Raw genomic sequence first — 15,038 nt, 5'->3', positions numbered from 1 at the left:
GATATTGCCGACTACATTGTTGGCTTTTACAACGCAACAAGGCTGCACTCAAAACTGGGCAACATGTCACCCAACGCTTTCGAGCGTAAATCGACATCTGAAAAACCTAGCGAACTGTCCGAAATTACTTGACCACCACATGATAAAAGTAGAACTTGTTCAGACCAAGTGAGCCTGCTGAAAATTTGCGAACGCTATCTTTTGCTCCCGCAGCGTTTCCAAGATAGTGCTGCAGGGCGATCTTGCTTTCAATCGCCCAATACGAGTAACCGAACTCGGCCGTCACCTCATTTAATGCGCGATCAGCTTCGCACCATTGCTCGCCTAACAGAAGATCGCGAACGACTGCAGCTCTCGTGCAGTAGAGATTCAACATACGCTTGGCACGCAGCAACTCCTCCCGAGCGCTGAGCAGCGAGTGCAGAAGCGGAAGCGCTGCGGGTTTCTTTGGCAGTATGCCTAGCAGCGCTGTGGTAGTACCGATCCGTTCCGCTTGAAGTTGGGCCTTTGTGAACTCGTCCACCCAAACCTCAAACCTACGTAGGGGACCAGCGGGCAATCTTTTACGTGCATCGCTGAGCGCCTTGTTCAGCGCTCCAGCAGCACGCTGATCGGCGACCCACTTTTGCTCCGGGTCTTTGCCACTCGGCACAGTTTTAAGGCTCGCGATCGCTCCTCGCACCCGATTTTTTAGCCCTTCAGCCACACCGGAGCCAGACTTATCCTGAAGTTGCTTCTTCTTCGTTGTCATCGTTCGGCTCTCCCCGTCACTGCAGTTGTCACCTGCGGCCATGCTGCTGAGGAGGTGCTGGTACCAGCTCGCAAGTAAAGTGGCCACACGATGGCTGCACAAAGCTGAAACCTCTCCCGACTGCTGCACTTTTTACAGCAACAACTCTTTGTATTTGGGTGGTAGGGCGTCACAGACTTGAACTGTGGACCAAAGGATTATGAGTCCTCTGCTCTAACCAACTGAGCTAACGCCCCACGTCGCCAGGGCAGATTGTAAGGCGTCGCTACTTGCTGTGGCTCAGGGCGCTGCTGACCATCTTGGCGGTGATATCCACGATCTGGATCATTTTTTCATACGGCATGCGCATCGGGCCGATCACGCCCAGGGTGCCCACAACCTTGCCATCGACCTCATACGGCGCGGTCACCACCGACAGCTCATGGTAGGGCACGACCTGGCTTTCGCCGCCGATGTAGATGCGCACGCCCTCGGCGCGGCTGGACACATCGAGCAGGCGCATCAGCTGGGCCTTTTGTTCAAACAGGTCGAACAGCTTGCGCAGATTGCCCATATCGCCTGAAAAATCACTGACGGCCAGCAAATTTCGTTCGCCCGAGATCACCACCTCATCGCGCGACTCGATAGCCTCGGAGCTGACCTGCACCGCCGCCTGCATCAGGCTGGCGATTTCGCCGCGCAGTGCTTCCACCTCGCGCTGCAGCCGCTCGCGCACCTCCTCGATGGCCATGCCGGCGTAGTGCGAATTGAGGAAGTTGGACGCTTCTATTAGTTGGGTCTGGGTGTAGTCGGTCTCGGTGAAGATGACGCGGTTTTGCACATCACCGTCGGGCGAGACAATGATGACCAGAAAGCGCTTTTCGGACAGCCGCAGGAACTCGATGTGGCGAAACACCGAGGTGCGACGCGGAGCCATCACCACACCGACAAACTGCGACAGGCTCGACAAAATGTTGGCGGCGTTGCTAAATACCTTTTGCGGCTGGTCTGGTGCGAGCCGGGGCGGCGACAGCGCACCAGCGGCTGAAAACTGGTCGCGCTGCATGGTCAGCATGGTGTCGACGAACAGGCGGTAGCCGCGGGCCGTCGGAATGCGGCCAGCCGATGTGTGCGGGCTGACGATCAGGCCCAGCTCCTCCAGGTCGCTCATGACATTGCGGATCGTGGCCGGCGACAGGTCCATGCCGGAGGCCTTGGACAGCGTGCGTGAGCCGACCGGCTGGCCGTCGGCGATATAGCGCTCTACCAGCGCTTTGAGCAGGAGTCGGGCACGTTCGTCAAGCATGGAGGCATTCTACGAAGCTTGTCACGGATGTTGTGATGTAATTTGACGATGAAGTCGCAATTTCGTCACGTCGCCCTGATCGGGAAGTACCACGCCCAGGGTTCACGCTCGGCACTCGAAGAAATTGCCAATTTCCTGCACACGCAGGGCTGCGAGGTCACGCTGGAGCACGAAACAGCGAGCAACACCGGACTGACACAGTACCCTGTTCTCGACGTGGCCGGCGTGGGTAAGCATTGCGACCTGGCCCTGGTGGTCGGGGGCGACGGCACCATGTTGGGCATAGGCCGGCAACTGGCCCAGTTCGGCGTGCCGCTGGTCGGCATCAACCAGGGGCGGCTGGGCTTCATCACCGACATCGCTTTCGAGGATTTCCAGACCGCGCTCGAGCCCATGCTGCGCGGGGAATTCGAGGAAGACCGGCGATGGATGATGCAGGCCAAGGTGGTGCGCGACGGGCGCTGCGTTTTCAGCGCCACCGCCATGAACGACGTGGTGGTCCACCGCGGCGCCTCTGCCGGCATGGTCGAACTCAGGGTGGAAGTTGACGGCCGCTTTGTGGCGAATCAGCGCGCTGACGGCCTCATCATCGCAACGCCAACTGGTTCCACCGCCTACGCCTTGTCGGCAGGCGGGTCACTCCTGCATCCTTCCATTTCAGGCTGGGTCATGGTGCCCATTGCTCCCCACACACTGTCGAACCGGCCCATTGTTCTGCCTGACACCGGTGAAATCGCCGTAGAAATTGTCTCCGGCCGCGATGCCAGCGCCAACTTTGACATGCAGTCGCTGGCCAGCCTGCTGCATGGAGACCGCATCACGGTCCGACGCTCGGAATACCAGATGTGTTTCTTGCACCCCAAGGGCTGGAGCTACTTCGACACCTTGCGCAAAAAGCTCCACTGGAACGAGGGCGTGGCATGAGCCGCCGGGCCGCTCCCAGTGCGAACCGCGAAGCCTGCAAGGCGGAGCTTGTCAAATGAGTCTTAAAAACATCTCCCTGCGCGACTTTGTCATCGTGCGCGAACTGGCGCTGGACCTGGAAGGCGGCTTCACCGTGCTGACCGGCGAAACCGGCGCCGGCAAATCGATACTCATCGATGCCTTGCAACTGGCCCTGGGTGCAAGGGCCGACGCCGGCGTGGTGCGGGAAGGCGCGCAACGCTGTGAAATCAGCGCCACCTTTGACGCGCCCGCGTCCCTGGCCGGCTGGCTCGACGAAGCGGGCTTTGCGTCGGACGACGAACTGCTCTTGCGCCGCACGATTGACGCGCAGGGCAAAAGCCGGGCCTGGATCAACGGCAGCCCGGCCACGGCGACACAGCTGCGCGAGATCGCCGACCTGCTGGTTGATATCCACGGCCAACATGCCTGGCAGAGCCTGACTCGGCCCGAGTCGGTGCGTGGCCTGCTCGACGCCTATGCCGGTCTTTCGACAGGCGCGCTCGTCCAGGCATGGCAGGGCTGGCGCAGCGCGCACAAGGCGCTTCTCGACGCGCGTGAAGCGCAGGACAGTCTGCAGCGCGAGCGCGAACGCATCGTCTGGCAGATCGGCGAGCTCGACAAGCTGGCGCCTGGCGCCGATGAATGGGACGAACTCAACACGCAGCATAGCCGCCTGTCCAATGTGCAATCGCTCCGCGACGCCGTCCAGACCGCCGTGGACGCACTGCAGGAATCCGACACCAACGCCGCCACACTGCTTGGTCGCGCTCTCACTGCGCTACAAAATCAGGAGCATATTGAGCCCGAATTCAAAGGGCTGACCGAGGTTTTGGGCAGTGCACTGGCGCAGGTGGAGGACGCCGTCCACACGCTGCACGGCTACGCGCGCCACGCCGAGCTGGAGCCGCAGCGGCTAGCCGAGCTGGACGAGCGCCTGGCGCTGTGGGTCAGCTTGGCACGCCGCTACAAGCGCACGCCGGCCGAGCTGCCGGAGCTGCTGGCGTCATGGCGCAGTGAGCTGCACCGGCTTGACGCCGCAACCGATCTGGCTGGCCTGGAAAAGGCGGAGCAGGCGGCCCATGCTGGCTACCTGGAAGAAGCGCTCACCGTCTCCAAAGCCCGCAGCAAGGCCGCACCGCAGCTGGCCAGCGCGATCACCCAAGCCATGCAGGGGCTGGGTATGCAGGGCGGCAAATTTGAAGTAACGCTCAGCAAACTGGAACACCCCGCGCAGCACGGTCTGGAGCAGGCGGAGTTTCTCGTCGCTGGCCACAGCGGCAGCACACCGCGCGCTGTTGGCAAGGTGGCCTCGGGCGGCGAGCTCTCGCGTATCGCGCTGGCGATTGCCGTAACCACCAGCCAGCTCGGCCAGGCGCAGACCCTGATTTTTGACGAAGTCGACTCTGGCGTCGGCGGCGCGGTCGCCGAAACCGTGGGCCGCCTGATGAAGCAGCTCGGCAAGGATCGCCAGGTGATGGCCGTCACCCACCTGCCCCAGGTCGCGGCCTGCGCCGACCAGCACCTGATGGTGGCCAAGCGCAGTGACGAAACCCAGACCGTCAGCACCGTTGAACCAGTTCATGGCGAGCAGCGCGTTGCCGAAGTAGCGCGCATGCTGGGCGGCGAAAAACTGTCTGGCACCACGCTGGCCCACGCCAAGGAAATGCTGGGGCAATGAACAGCGCCGCCCCTTCCTCACCGGTACTCGACATGGTGCTGATCACCGGCATGTCCGGCTCCGGCAAGTCGGTCGCACTGCACGCGCTGGAAGACGCGGGCTATTACTGCGTGGACAACCTGCCGCCCGAGCTGCTGGTGTCTTTCGTGGCGCTGCAGAACAAACTCAACACTCGCAAAGTGGCCATTGCGATGGATGTGCGCAGCGCCACCTCCCTGCCCTTGGTGCCGCAACAGCTCAAGCAAATCCGCAACCAAGGCGTGGTGCTGGAGTCGGTGTTTCTCGACGCCAGCACAGACACTCTGGTGCGGCGCTTTTCTGAAACCCGGCGCCTGCACCCGCTGTCGCGCCGAGACGCCTCCGACCAGCAGCGCGCCCTGGTCGATGCGATCAGCGAGGAGCGCGAACTCCTGGGCGAGTTGCGTGAGCACGCTCACGTCATCGACACCAGCATGATCCGTTCGTCCCAGCTGCAGGGTTATGTGAAGGCACTGATTTCTTCGCCAGCGACCCAGCTCACCCTGGTCTTTGAATCGTTTGCCTTCAAGCGCGGTGTACCTGTCGACGCCGACTACGTGTTTGATGTACGCATGCTGCCCAACCCGCACTATGAGTCGGGCCTGCGCCACCTGACCGGCAAGGACAGCGAGGTGGTGAACTATCTGAAGGCGCACGCCGAGGTCGATGACATGTTCAGGCATATCGAGCAGTTCATCTCGCACTGGCTGCAGGCGCTGGTGCGTGACCACCGCAGTTATGTGACGGTGGCCATCGGTTGCACCGGTGGTCAGCACCGCTCGGTCTACCTGGTCGAACGGCTGGCGCAGGCGTTCAGCGCAAACTGGGTCACGCTCAAGCGCCATCGGGAGCTCGACGCGGCACCGCCGTCAGCCGACGCAGCGACTTCCCCGTCACCTTAACCGCTCTTGATTGCTCCTGATTTGATAGCTGCTTGCGCTTGCCAGGCATGGGCCAAGGGTCGATTTCACCCTTGACTCGCGGATATCAGCCAATCAGCCCAGCAGTTTTCGAACAGGTGCGGGCAGGCCCAGGCCCGTCCAGACCTCACGCGCAACCCAGGCACCGTCGCCAGGCAACCGGTCAACCTTGGCCTCGCGCGCCGACAAGGCCAGCCGCATCGGTGACAGCCGCAAATCCTTGTGCGTCAGCACATGCACAAAGGGCGGCACGGCGGCCAGGCGATCCTGCAGCGATGCCGGCAAGGCTGCCAGCAGGTCCTCCTCGCTACCGAACACCGGAAAACAATACAGCCCGCCCCAAATGCCTGGCGCGGGGCGGCGCTCCAGCCAGACGGCGCCGTCGGCGCGCTCCGCCCACAGCAGGCTCAATGCCATTGCGCTGCGCTTGAGCTTGCGGGTCTTGACCGGAAAATTTTCGGGCGTGCCGCTGGCAAAGCCCCGGCACAAGGTCTGCACCGGGCACAGCAGGCAGGCAGGCTGGCGTGTGGTGCATATCGTCGCACCCAGGTCCATGATGGCCTGGGTATAACGAGGCATGTCCTCCAGCAGCTTGCGGCGCGGCAGCAGCTCGGTGGCGATACCCCACAGGGCGCGCTCCTGGGTACTGGACGCCAGGTCGCCGGAAAACGCGGCCACGCGCGTCAACACGCGCTTGACGTTGCCGTCGAGGATGGCCACGCGTTCAGAGAAACAGAAGGAGGCGATCGCTGCTGCGGTTGACGGCCCGATGCCAGGCAGGGTTTGCAGCCAGGCGGCCGTTTGCGGAAACTGCCCGCTGTGCAGGCGCACCACGTCTTGCGCGCAGCGGTGCAGGTTGCGGGCCCGGCTGTAGTAACCCAGCCCGCTCCATAGGCCCAGCACGTCATCACCGTCCGCAGCAGCCAGGTCGGCCAGCGCCGGAAAGCGCTGCAAAAACCGCGTGTAGTAATCCAACACCGTGGTCACCTGGGTTTGCTGCAGCATGATTTCGGACAGCCAGACGCGGTAGGGGTCGCGCGTGTTCTGCCACGGCAGGCCGTGGCGACCATGGCTTTTTTGCCATCGCACCAGTTGGTCAGAAAAAGCGGGCACCAGGGCAATGGTGACCAGGGCTGCATCCGGCTGGCCAGCCAGCCGGGCTTCTTCGGCGCGGGGTAAACCAGTGCCAGCGCCGCGCATGCGGGTCAACGCCATAGCGCGTTCACGCGGCGCGGGTCAGGGCGGCAGCTTCGGAGTCTCGCGCCAAATGCCGACTGGGCGAGGCCCCAGTCAGCTGCGCCGTCAATTCGGCGAGTCTTCCGTCCAGCTCGGTGATGGCGTTTTCGTGACGCTCGATTTCGTCGATGCGTTCATTCAGACCGGTAGCGGCCTGCTGGATACGTTCGATGGCCTCCATGCGGCGGCCAAAATTTTTGCGGCGTTCCTTGAGTTGGGCGTCGAGTTGCGAGGCTGCCGACTTGTTCCAGAGTTCAACCTCGCCCAAGGCAGTTTCGTACACCACGCGCAGCCGCGTCGCGAGCGCGCGCACCAGACGGTCAGAAAAATCCGGCTGCGCCAGCTTGAGAATGTTCGTCACGCCGAGGTATTGCAGATGGCTGCGTTCGATTTGCTCCAAGTCAACAAGGAAGCGCGACATCTCGGGTTCTTTGGGCGCCTGCAGGGAAAACCCAAACTCGGCATTGAGCTGCTTGAACGAGCCGGCAAGCATGCCCTGGATTTCAGTGCTGGTGCTGCGGGCTTTCTGCAGGCTCTCGCGCAGCCGGCCAAAGGTCTCGCCATAAGCCCTTTTGACGCCAAGCTTGATGCCTGGCTGTTTGAGCATGTCGGTCAGTTGCGCCAGTTCGGATTTGAGCGTCGGTGTGCCCAGCAGATTGAACACTTCCCTGAGCAGCTTCAGGTGGATGGAACGAACTGCCTGAATCCTGGCACCGCTGGCATTGAATTCGGTCTGCTCCTGCTCGATGCGCGAACGCATGTGTTTGATCACCGACGTGTTTTTGCCGCGCAGGCCGCGCAACTCGATCATCTGCTCGGCCAGATCGCGCCGGCGGATGTGGATGACCCGGCCAGCCTCGGCTCGCAGCTCGACAATGCCGGCGGCCACCGCAGAGCGCAGGATTTTCTGCCGCTGTCCCATCACGCCCTGCGCCAGCGCCAGCTCCAGCGCCGGCAGGCAACTGGCCCGCAGCAACTGGGCGTCGCCGGTGACCTTGGCCACCAGGCCCTTCTGGGCTGACACCGGAATCACCTGCGCCACCGGCAGGTCGAGAATCTCGGCGGATGTCGCGCGCTGCCGGTCTATCTGCGCCTGAATCTGCGCGGGCGTGCTGAGCGCATCCCAGAGCGTGTCTATCTTGTTGAGCACCACCAGGCGGGCGTCGTTGTCGTGGCTGTCAGTGACCAGATGTTCGCGCCAGATCGCCAGATCGGATTTGGTGACGCCGGTATCGGCCGCCAGGATAAAAACCACCGCATGCGCTTGCGGAATCAGGCTCACCGTCAGCTCCGGTTCAGCGCCTATGGCGTTCAGGCCTGGCGTGTCCAGGATCACCAGGCCCTGCTTGAGCAACGGATGGGCGATGTTGATCAGCGCATGGCGCCAGCGCGGCACTTCCACCCTGCCGTCCGCATCGGTGCGCGGATTGTCCTGCGGGGCATCGTCATGCCAGAACCCCAGCGCGCGCGCTTCATCCTGCGTGACGTGACGGACCTCGGCAACTTTTTCCAGCGCTTGCGCCAGCTGGACCGGGTCGTTGACATCGAGGTCAACGCGTGTCCATTTTTCCGGGACAGCGCGCCATTCCATCAGCGCCTGGGGCTTGAGCCGGGTTTCAATTGACAGCAGGCGCAGGCAGGGCGGGACCTCGGCGTCGTAACCCAGCTCGGTCGGGCACATGGTGGTGCGACCGGCGCTGGCAGGCATGATGCGCCGGCCATAACCGGCGAAGAAAATGGCGTTGATCAGCTCGGACTTGCCGCGCGAGAACTCGGCGACAAACGCCACCATGACCTTGTCCGAGCGGACCTGCGTTTCCAGCCGGAGCAGGCGCTCTTCAACGGCAGCATTGAGCAGGTCGTGGTCTTTCAGCCATTCGGACAGCAGCTTGAGCCGCAACGCGAATTCGCGCCGCCAGGCGCCGTGCTGGTCAAATTGTTCGTTAAAAGACATGGTGGCCTGCGAGCATACGTCGAACAATATAGCATCGCTCCCCCGAATCAACCATTCGCGCCTCTGTGCAGTTTTCAGGGTTTTTGACAGTTGACACAGAAAAAGGTGGACCGCTGCCCCTGCCGCATGCTGCGTATCGGTGCTGCACACACCCTGCAAGGCAGCCCCACACGGTCGTAGACCATGGCGTCAAGCTGGAAATACCCGCTTTCTCCTTGCGCATTGGAAAAGTCTTTCAAGGTGCTGCCGCCTTTCGCCACGGCTTGCGCCAGCACTTCGCGGATCGCCGCATGCAGCCTTGCGGCGCGTGGCTTGCTCAGACGCGCGGCCCGTACTGTGGGTCGAATGCCCGCCATGAACAAGGCTTCGGACGCGTAAATATTGCCCACCCCGACCACGAGCTCGCCCGCCAGAAGCACCTGCTTGATGGCGGTCTGCCGCTGCTGCAGGGCGGCGTGAAAAGCCAGCGCATCAAAGTCATCGCCCAGCGGCTCCACCCCGAGCCGACCGAGCAGCTTGCGCGCTACCGGGTCCTCCTCGGAAAGCGCAAACACCACGGCGCCAAAGCGGCGCGGGTCGTGCAGGCGCAGGCTGCCGGCGCTGGTTCGCATCTCGAAGTGGTCGTGTTTGCCAGACGGCGGCAAACCCGTGCCAAAGCCCAGGCTGCCGGACATACCCAGGTGGATCAGCAGCAGGCCGCCCGTGGTGTCGAGCAGCAGGTACTTGCCGCGCCGCCGTACCTGCAGCACGTCATGCCCCACCAGGCGGGCCGGGTCGCAGCCCAGCGGCCAGCGCAGCGGCTTACCCATCTGCAGGCCCAGGATTTTTGCCCCGGCAATGCGACCTGCAAAACTCAGGCGGGTGACTTCGACTTCGGGCAGTTCAGGCATGGGCTTACAGCAATCATTGAGATGCCCTGTGTGGGCACACTAACCTTGAATTATCATGGTTCGATGAAACAACTGATCTGCGCTTTCAGCACGCTTTGCCTGGCCGTGCCGGCCCTGCTCGCCCAGCCTGCACAGCCTGCCCCTCCCGCCCTGCCAAAGGCGGCCCAGCCGCAAGCGCCTGCAGCAGCAGTGGCGCCGAGGCGCCCCTCCAGCCTGGACGGCGAGTTGTTCTACCAGTTGCTGATCGGGGAACTCAACACGCGCGACGGCGAGCCTGCGGCCGGTTTTGCGTTGATCCTGGACGCCGCACGCAAGACCAACGATCCGCAGCTTTACCAGCGCGCCGCCGACATTGCCCTGCAATCGCGCTCTGGCGATGCGGCGCTGCAGGCCGCGCAGGCCTGGCGCCAGGCCTTGCCGGCTTCACGCGAGGCCAACCGTTATGTTCTGCAAATCCTGATCGCGCTGAACCGTCTGACCGAGACGGTGGAACCCCTCAAGAAAGAGCTGGCGCTGGCCCCGCTGGTCGAGCAGTCGCAAGTCATCGCCATCTTACCGCGCCTGTATGCCAGGGCAGCTGACAAAAAACTCGCTGCAGGAGTGATGGAGCAGGCTCTGGCCGACCAGTTGGCTGCGCCAGCCACGGGCGCGGCAGCCTGGGCGGCAATTGGTCGCATGCAGCTGGCTGCCGGCGAGCTGATGGGGGCATTGACCGCCGGCGAACGCGCCCAGGCCATGGAGCCCTCGGCTGAGGCGCCCGCCCTGCTGGCGCTGGAACTGATGGACCCAAAGCTTCCGCGCGCTGAAACCATGGTCCGGAAATACTTCGAAGGCAATGCAAAAGCCCTGCCTGAAATTCGCATGGCCTACGCCCGCAATCTGCTCGACGCGCAGCGTTACGCAGAAGCCGGCACGCAGTTGCAGCTGGTCACGCGCGAAAAGCCCGACTACCCGGAAGGCTGGCTGGTGCTCGGCTCCCTGCAATTGCAGGACAACCAGCTGGCGGCAGCGCAGACCTCCCTGCTGCGCTACGTCGAGTTGGCCCGGCAGGGTGAGGAGCAGGAGCAAACCACACGCGGCCTGTCGCAGGCCTATCTGTCGCTGGCGCAGCTGGCCGAGAAGCGCAAGGATTTTGCCGGAGCCGAAAGCTGGCTGGCCAAAATTTCCAACTCGCAGGAATTGGTGCAGGCACAGACGCGGCGCGCCTCACTGATGGCCAAGCAGGGCAAGCTGGCCGAAGCGCGCCAGCTGATCCGGCAACTGCCCGAGCGCAAGCCCGAGGATGCGCGCATCAAACTCATGGCGGAAATCAATCTGCTTCGTGAACAGAAACAGTACAAAAGCGCCTACGACCTGCTGGCGCAAGCGGTGGCGCAGTCTCCCACCGAAACCGAGCTGCTTTACGACCAGGCGATGATGGCCGAAAAACTCGGCTCGCTCACCGAGATGGAGCGCCTGCTGCGGCAGCTGATGCAGCTCAAACCGGACTACCACCATGCCTACAACGCGCTGGGCTATTCGCTGGCCGAGCGCAATGTGCGCCTGCCCGAGGCCAAACAGTTGATCCAGAAGGCTCTGGAATTTGCACCGACCGACCCTTTTATCCAGGACAGCCTGGGCTGGGTCGAGTTCCGCATGGGCAACAAGGCCGAAGCCATCAAGATTTTTGAGGCGGCTTACAAGGCCAAGCCCGATGCGGAAATTGCCGCGCATTACGGCGAGGTCATGTGGAGCGTGGGCCAGCGCGACAAGGCCATTGCCGTCTGGAAAGAAGGCATGCTGCTCAATCCGGAAAACGAAACCCTGCTCGAAACCCTGAAACGTCTTCGCGTCAGGCTCTAGTACTGCAGCCCGCCTTGTCGTTAGCCTCGCCTTGTCAACCCGGTCCGGAGTTTCTGATTTGCCTACCTTGCTGCGCCTGCGTTTCGCGCTGTTTTCCTGTCTTCTCCTTGCTACTTTTTTTATAGCTGGTTGCGCCCATCCGCCGGGGGCTGAAGGCCAAAATGGTGCACAAAATCAGGCCTGGTCCGGCCGCATCAGCCTGCAGGTGCAAAGTGAGCCGTCCCAAGCCTTTTTTGCCGGCTTTGAATTGCGCGGCAGCCCCACGCAGGGCGAACTGGTGCTGAACAGCCCGCTGGGCACCAGCCTGGCCGTGCTGCGCTGGGCGCCAGGCGAGGCCGTGCTGGACTCCGGAGGCCAGGTCCAGCGGTTTGCCTCAGTCGATGAACTGATAGAAAAAGCCACCGGTGCGGCGGTACCCCTGCCCGCCCTGTTTGACTGGCTGGCCGGCAAAAACACAGCCCTCAACGGCTGGAATGCTGACCTGTCTCAACAGCTCGAAGGCCGCATTTCTGCCAGCCGGACGACGCCGCAACCTCGCACAGACCTTCGCATTGTGCTGGCGCAATGAACCCGGCGCCGCCATCCGGCCCCTTGAAGGCCATTTACGACGTCGCAGCACCGGCCAAGCTCAACCTTTTTCTGCACATCACCGGCCGCCGCCCCGATGGCTACCATCTGCTGCAGTCGGTCTTCATGCTGATCGACTGGTGCGACACCCTGCATTTCGAATTGCGTCATGACGGCCAGATCACACGCAGCGACCTGGGCACACCGGACCAGGCTTTGCCGGCCGAGGACCTGGCAGTGCGTGCGGCCCGCGCGCTGCAGCTGGCCAGCGGCACCGCGCTGGGCGCGCACATCGGCCTGGAAAAGCGGATTCCGTCGCAGGCCGGCATGGGCGGCGGCTCGTCCGACGCAGCCAGCTGCCTGCTGGCCTTGCAGCGCCTGTGGGGCGTGAAGCTGCCACACAGCAAGCTGCAGGCCATTGCGCTGGGCTTGGGTGCCGATGTTCCGTTTTTCCTGGGGGGCGGTCATGCCTGGGTCGAAGGCATAGGCGAAAAAATCACGCCACTGGCCTTGCCGTCCGCGCGTTTTGTGGTCGTGAAACCGTCCGTCGGGCTGCCCACCGAGGCGATTTTCCGGTCGCCGCAGCTCAAACGCAACACAGAAACTGCTACAATCCAAGGCTTTGCTGCAAACTCAGAAGGCCAGGTTTACGGATTCGGCCACAACGACTTGCAGCCAGTCGCGCAGACCCTGTGTCCGCAGGTTGGCCAGTCACTTGACTGGCTGTCCATGCAAGGTTTACAGGGCCGCATGACTGGCTCGGGAAGTGCGGTTTTTGCGCATTTGCCGCACGAGATGGAATTGGCCAGCGCCCCAGGCGACTGGCAGGTCCGCAAGTGCAGCAACCTGGAGGCGCATCCTCTGGCCGGTTGGTAAAATAACGGCCATGGAAGGTGTCTCCATGAACAACGATTAAAGGGTTGATTGCAGATTCTGCAATTGACCTGTGTAGGGGTGTCGCCAAGTTGGTTAAGGCACCGGATTTTGATTCCGGCATTCGCAGGTTCGACTCCTTCCACCCCTGCCAAAATTTTCGGGTCCCCTTGAGGGGCCCGTGTTTTTAGACCCCGATGAACAGGGTCCGTGCTCGCTGACTGTTGCGTGTTTTCGGTTTGACGGCGCCGGTTAACGCCGCGTAACGCGTTGAATGCCGGCAGGCCTCGTGCACAAGCCGCCGTGACATGGCGTTGGCACAAGGCGCCCGGGTTTTGATGCTTTTATTGCCTTACTAATTTCAGCCACGATTTCCCACCTAGACATCCGCTGGGCCCCACATGCAAACGCACAACCCCGACTTCATGCTTTTCACCGGCAATGCCAATCCGGGCATGGCTTCTGAAATCGCCCAGCACCTGGGCATTTCGCTGGGTGCGGCCCACGTCGGGCGGTTTTCTGACGGTGAAGTGACGGTCGAGATTCAGCAGAACGTGCGTGCGCGCGACGTGTTTGTGGTGCAGTCCACCTGCGCACCGATCAATGAAAACCTGATGGAACTGCTGATCATGGTCGATGCGCTAAAACGCGCCTCGGCCGAGCGCATTTCCGCAGTGATTCCCTACTTCGGCTACGCCCGCCAGGACCGCCGTCCGCGTTCGGCCCGTGTACCGATCAGCGCCAAGGTGGTGGCCAACATGCTGCAGGCCGTGGGTGTCTCGCGCGTGTTGACCATGGACTTGCACGCCGACCAGATACAGGGGTTTTTTGACATCCCGGTGGACAACATCTATGCGTCACCCGTGCTTCTGGGCGACCTGCGCCAGAAAAACTATACCGACCTGATGGTGGTCTCGCCCGACGTTGGCGGCGTTGTGCGCGCGCGCGCCCTTGCCAAGCAGCTCGGCTGCGACATGGCCATCATCGACAAACGCCGGCCCAAGGCCAATGTGTCGGAAGTGATGCACGTCATCGGCGACATCGACGGGCGCAACTGCGTGATCATGGACGACATGATCGACACCGCCGGCACGCTGGTGAAAGCGGCGGAAGTGCTCAAGGAGCGTGGCGCCAAAAAAGTTTACGCCTATTGCACGCACCCGATTTTTTCGGGGCCGGCAATTGAACGCATCACGCAGGGCGACGCGCTCGATGAGGTGGTCATCACCAACACCATCCCGCTGAGCCAGAGCGCGCAGGACTGCAAGAAAATTCGCCAGCTCTCCGTGGCCCCGCTGATTGCCGAGACAATCCAGCGCATCGCCAGGGGTGAGTCGGTCATGAGTTTGTTCTCGGATCAGGACAACCTGTTTTGATCCGGGACAAAAAGCCGGCTGTCGCAGCACCATGCTGCAGCAGCTTTTTAAGGGAAGTTTCAGAAATTCCATTATTGGGATGCAGGGCAAGGCGCAGGGAGCGCAGGACACCGGAATGCACTTGAGTGCATGAGGATTCCGAGCACCGCGCAACGCCACCATGCGCCCAAGAATTGGATTTATGGAATTTCCCATGTCGGGGTGAGCTGGTCGCGGCACACCTCTTTTGGAGAATAGTATGAAATTCGTCGCTTTTGAGCGCGCCAAGCAGGGCACGGGTGCGAGCCGCCGTCTCCGCATCACCGGCCGCACGCCCGGTATTGTCTATGGTGGTTCCGGTGAGCCGTCGCTGATCGAACTCGATCACAACGCACTGTGGCATGCCATCAAGAAAGAAGCTTTCCACGCTTCCGTCCTCGAGATGGAACTGGGCAGCAAAACCGAAAAGGTCCTGCTGCGCGATCTGCAGATGCACCCGTTCAAGCAACTGATCCTGCACATCGACTTCCAGCGCGTGGACGCCAAGACCCGGCTGACCATGAAAGTGCCACTGCACTACAGCGGCGAGGAAGAGTCTCCTGCCGTCAAGGCCGAGAACTGCCTGGTCAACCACGTGATGACCGAACTGAGTATTTCCTGCCTGCCCAAGGACCTGCCAGAGTTCATCGCCGTTGATCTGAGCGCCCTGAAAAAAGGCAGCCCG

14 protein-coding genes and 2 tRNA genes are annotated in these 15,038 nt (G+C 62.1%); 10 read left to right on the top strand and 6 right to left on the bottom strand.

Annotation, left to right across the window (positions count from 1 at the left end):
• Positions 1–3: 3 nt before the first annotated feature.
• Positions 4–132, top strand: coding sequence for an IS3 family transposase (locus ACESMT_RS16895; protein WP_372827255.1), 129 nt, complete (start codon positions 4–6; stop codon positions 130–132).
• On the opposite strand, the gene ACESMT_RS16890 is transcribed toward ACESMT_RS16895, so the two are convergent.
• The 3 genes from ACESMT_RS16890 to hrcA form a co-directional block, all read right to left on the bottom strand.
• Positions 125–751: a hypothetical protein gene (locus ACESMT_RS16890; RefSeq protein WP_372827762.1), complete on the bottom strand. Its 627-nt coding sequence runs from the start codon at positions 749–751 to the stop codon at positions 125–127. The genes ACESMT_RS16895 and ACESMT_RS16890 overlap by 8 nt on opposite strands.
• Before the next feature lie 159 nt (positions 752–910).
• Positions 911–987, bottom strand: a tRNA-Ile gene (locus tag ACESMT_RS16885).
• Positions 988–1,016: 29 nt separating this feature from the next.
• The gene (hrcA, locus tag ACESMT_RS16880) at positions 1,017–2,036 is read right to left on the bottom strand and encodes a heat-inducible transcriptional repressor HrcA (RefSeq protein ID WP_372827761.1); all 1,020 of its coding nucleotides are present in this window, start codon (positions 2,034–2,036) and stop codon (positions 1,017–1,019) included.
• A gap of 48 nt (positions 2,037–2,084) precedes the next feature.
• On the opposite strand from hrcA, the gene ACESMT_RS16875 reads away from it, so the two are divergent.
• The 3 genes from ACESMT_RS16875 to rapZ are packed head-to-tail and all read left to right on the top strand — an operon-like array spanning position 2,085 to position 5,579.
• Positions 2,085–2,960, top strand: coding sequence for an NAD kinase (locus ACESMT_RS16875; RefSeq protein ID WP_372827760.1), 876 nt, complete (start codon positions 2,085–2,087; stop codon positions 2,958–2,960).
• A 55-nt stretch (positions 2,961–3,015) separates the two neighbouring features.
• On the top strand, positions 3,016–4,659 hold the full coding sequence (gene recN, locus ACESMT_RS16870; RefSeq protein WP_372827759.1) for a DNA repair protein RecN: 1,644 nt from the start codon (positions 3,016–3,018) through the stop codon (positions 4,657–4,659).
• On the top strand, positions 4,656–5,579 hold the full coding sequence (gene rapZ, locus ACESMT_RS16865) for an RNase adapter RapZ (RefSeq protein WP_372827758.1): 924 nt from the start codon (positions 4,656–4,658) through the stop codon (positions 5,577–5,579). Before recN ends, rapZ begins: the two co-directional genes overlap by 4 nt.
• 93 nt (positions 5,580–5,672) lie before the next feature.
• Here the strand turns inward: rapZ and mutY are convergent, their stop codons facing one another.
• The 3 genes from mutY to mutM form a co-directional block, all read right to left on the bottom strand.
• Entirely contained in the window at positions 5,673–6,713 is a 1,041-nt protein-coding gene (gene mutY / locus ACESMT_RS16860) for an A/G-specific adenine glycosylase (protein ID WP_372827763.1), read from the bottom strand.
• Between the two features lie 106 nt (positions 6,714–6,819).
• Positions 6,820–8,787, bottom strand: a complete 1,968-nt coding sequence (locus tag ACESMT_RS16855; protein WP_372827757.1) for a dynamin family protein — start codon at positions 8,785–8,787, stop codon at positions 6,820–6,822.
• Between the two features lie 74 nt (positions 8,788–8,861).
• Positions 8,862–9,677 (bottom strand): bifunctional DNA-formamidopyrimidine glycosylase/DNA-(apurinic or apyrimidinic site) lyase, encoded by an 816-nt coding sequence (gene mutM, locus ACESMT_RS16850; protein WP_372827756.1) that lies wholly within the window; start codon positions 9,675–9,677, stop codon positions 8,862–8,864.
• A 63-nt stretch (positions 9,678–9,740) separates the two neighbouring features.
• On the opposite strand from mutM, the gene ACESMT_RS16845 reads away from it, so the two are divergent.
• From ACESMT_RS16845 to ACESMT_RS16820, 6 genes are all read left to right on the top strand, one after another.
• Entirely contained in the window at positions 9,741–11,519 is a 1,779-nt protein-coding gene (locus ACESMT_RS16845) for a tetratricopeptide repeat protein (protein ID WP_372827755.1), read from the top strand.
• Between the two features lie 58 nt (positions 11,520–11,577).
• On the top strand, positions 11,578–12,087 hold the full coding sequence (locus tag ACESMT_RS16840) for a lipoprotein insertase outer membrane protein LolB (protein ID WP_372827754.1): 510 nt from the start codon (positions 11,578–11,580) through the stop codon (positions 12,085–12,087).
• Between the two features lie 23 nt (positions 12,088–12,110).
• Positions 12,111–12,962 (top strand): 4-(cytidine 5'-diphospho)-2-C-methyl-D-erythritol kinase, encoded by an 852-nt coding sequence (gene ispE / locus ACESMT_RS16835; RefSeq protein ID WP_372827753.1) that lies wholly within the window; start codon positions 12,111–12,113, stop codon positions 12,960–12,962.
• 74 nt (positions 12,963–13,036) lie between these two features.
• Positions 13,037–13,113 (top strand) — tRNA-Gln (locus ACESMT_RS16830).
• A 247-nt stretch (positions 13,114–13,360) separates the two neighbouring features.
• Positions 13,361–14,335: a ribose-phosphate pyrophosphokinase gene (locus ACESMT_RS16825; RefSeq protein WP_372827752.1), complete on the top strand. Its 975-nt coding sequence runs from the start codon at positions 13,361–13,363 to the stop codon at positions 14,333–14,335.
• Between the two features lie 238 nt (positions 14,336–14,573).
• A partial coding sequence (locus ACESMT_RS16820) for a 50S ribosomal protein L25/general stress protein Ctc (protein WP_372827751.1) occupies positions 14,574–15,038 on the top strand: 465 nt, incomplete at its 3' end.

The sequence above is a fragment of the Polaromonas sp. genome, from assembly GCF_041689105.1.
Lineage (GTDB): Bacteria > Pseudomonadota > Gammaproteobacteria > Burkholderiales > Burkholderiaceae_C > Polaromonas.
This window is presented reverse-complemented; position numbering and strand designations above follow the sequence as displayed.

What these genes read in the sequence shown, in the direction of transcription:
- ACESMT_RS16890 (WP_372827762.1), bottom strand. Translation starts at nt 751, where the DNA reads ATGACAACGAAGAAGAAGCAACTTCAGGATAAGTCTGGCTCCGGTGTG.
- hrcA (WP_372827761.1), bottom strand. Translation starts at nt 2,036, where the DNA reads ATGCTTGACGAACGTGCCCGACTCCTGCTCAAAGCGCTGGTAGAGCGC.
- ACESMT_RS16875 (WP_372827760.1), top strand. Translation starts at nt 2,085, where the DNA reads ATGAAGTCGCAATTTCGTCACGTCGCCCTGATCGGGAAGTACCACGCC.
- recN (WP_372827759.1), top strand. Translation starts at nt 3,016, where the DNA reads ATGAGTCTTAAAAACATCTCCCTGCGCGACTTTGTCATCGTGCGCGAA.
- rapZ (WP_372827758.1), top strand. Translation starts at nt 4,656, where the DNA reads ATGAACAGCGCCGCCCCTTCCTCACCGGTACTCGACATGGTGCTGATC.
- ACESMT_RS16855 (WP_372827757.1), bottom strand. Translation starts at nt 8,787, where the DNA reads ATGTCTTTTAACGAACAATTTGACCAGCACGGCGCCTGGCGGCGCGAA.
- mutM (WP_372827756.1), bottom strand. Translation starts at nt 9,677, where the DNA reads ATGCCTGAACTGCCCGAAGTCGAAGTCACCCGCCTGAGTTTTGCAGGT.
- ACESMT_RS16845 (WP_372827755.1), top strand. Translation starts at nt 9,741, where the DNA reads ATGAAACAACTGATCTGCGCTTTCAGCACGCTTTGCCTGGCCGTGCCG.
- ACESMT_RS16825 (WP_372827752.1), top strand. Translation starts at nt 13,361, where the DNA reads ATGCAAACGCACAACCCCGACTTCATGCTTTTCACCGGCAATGCCAAT.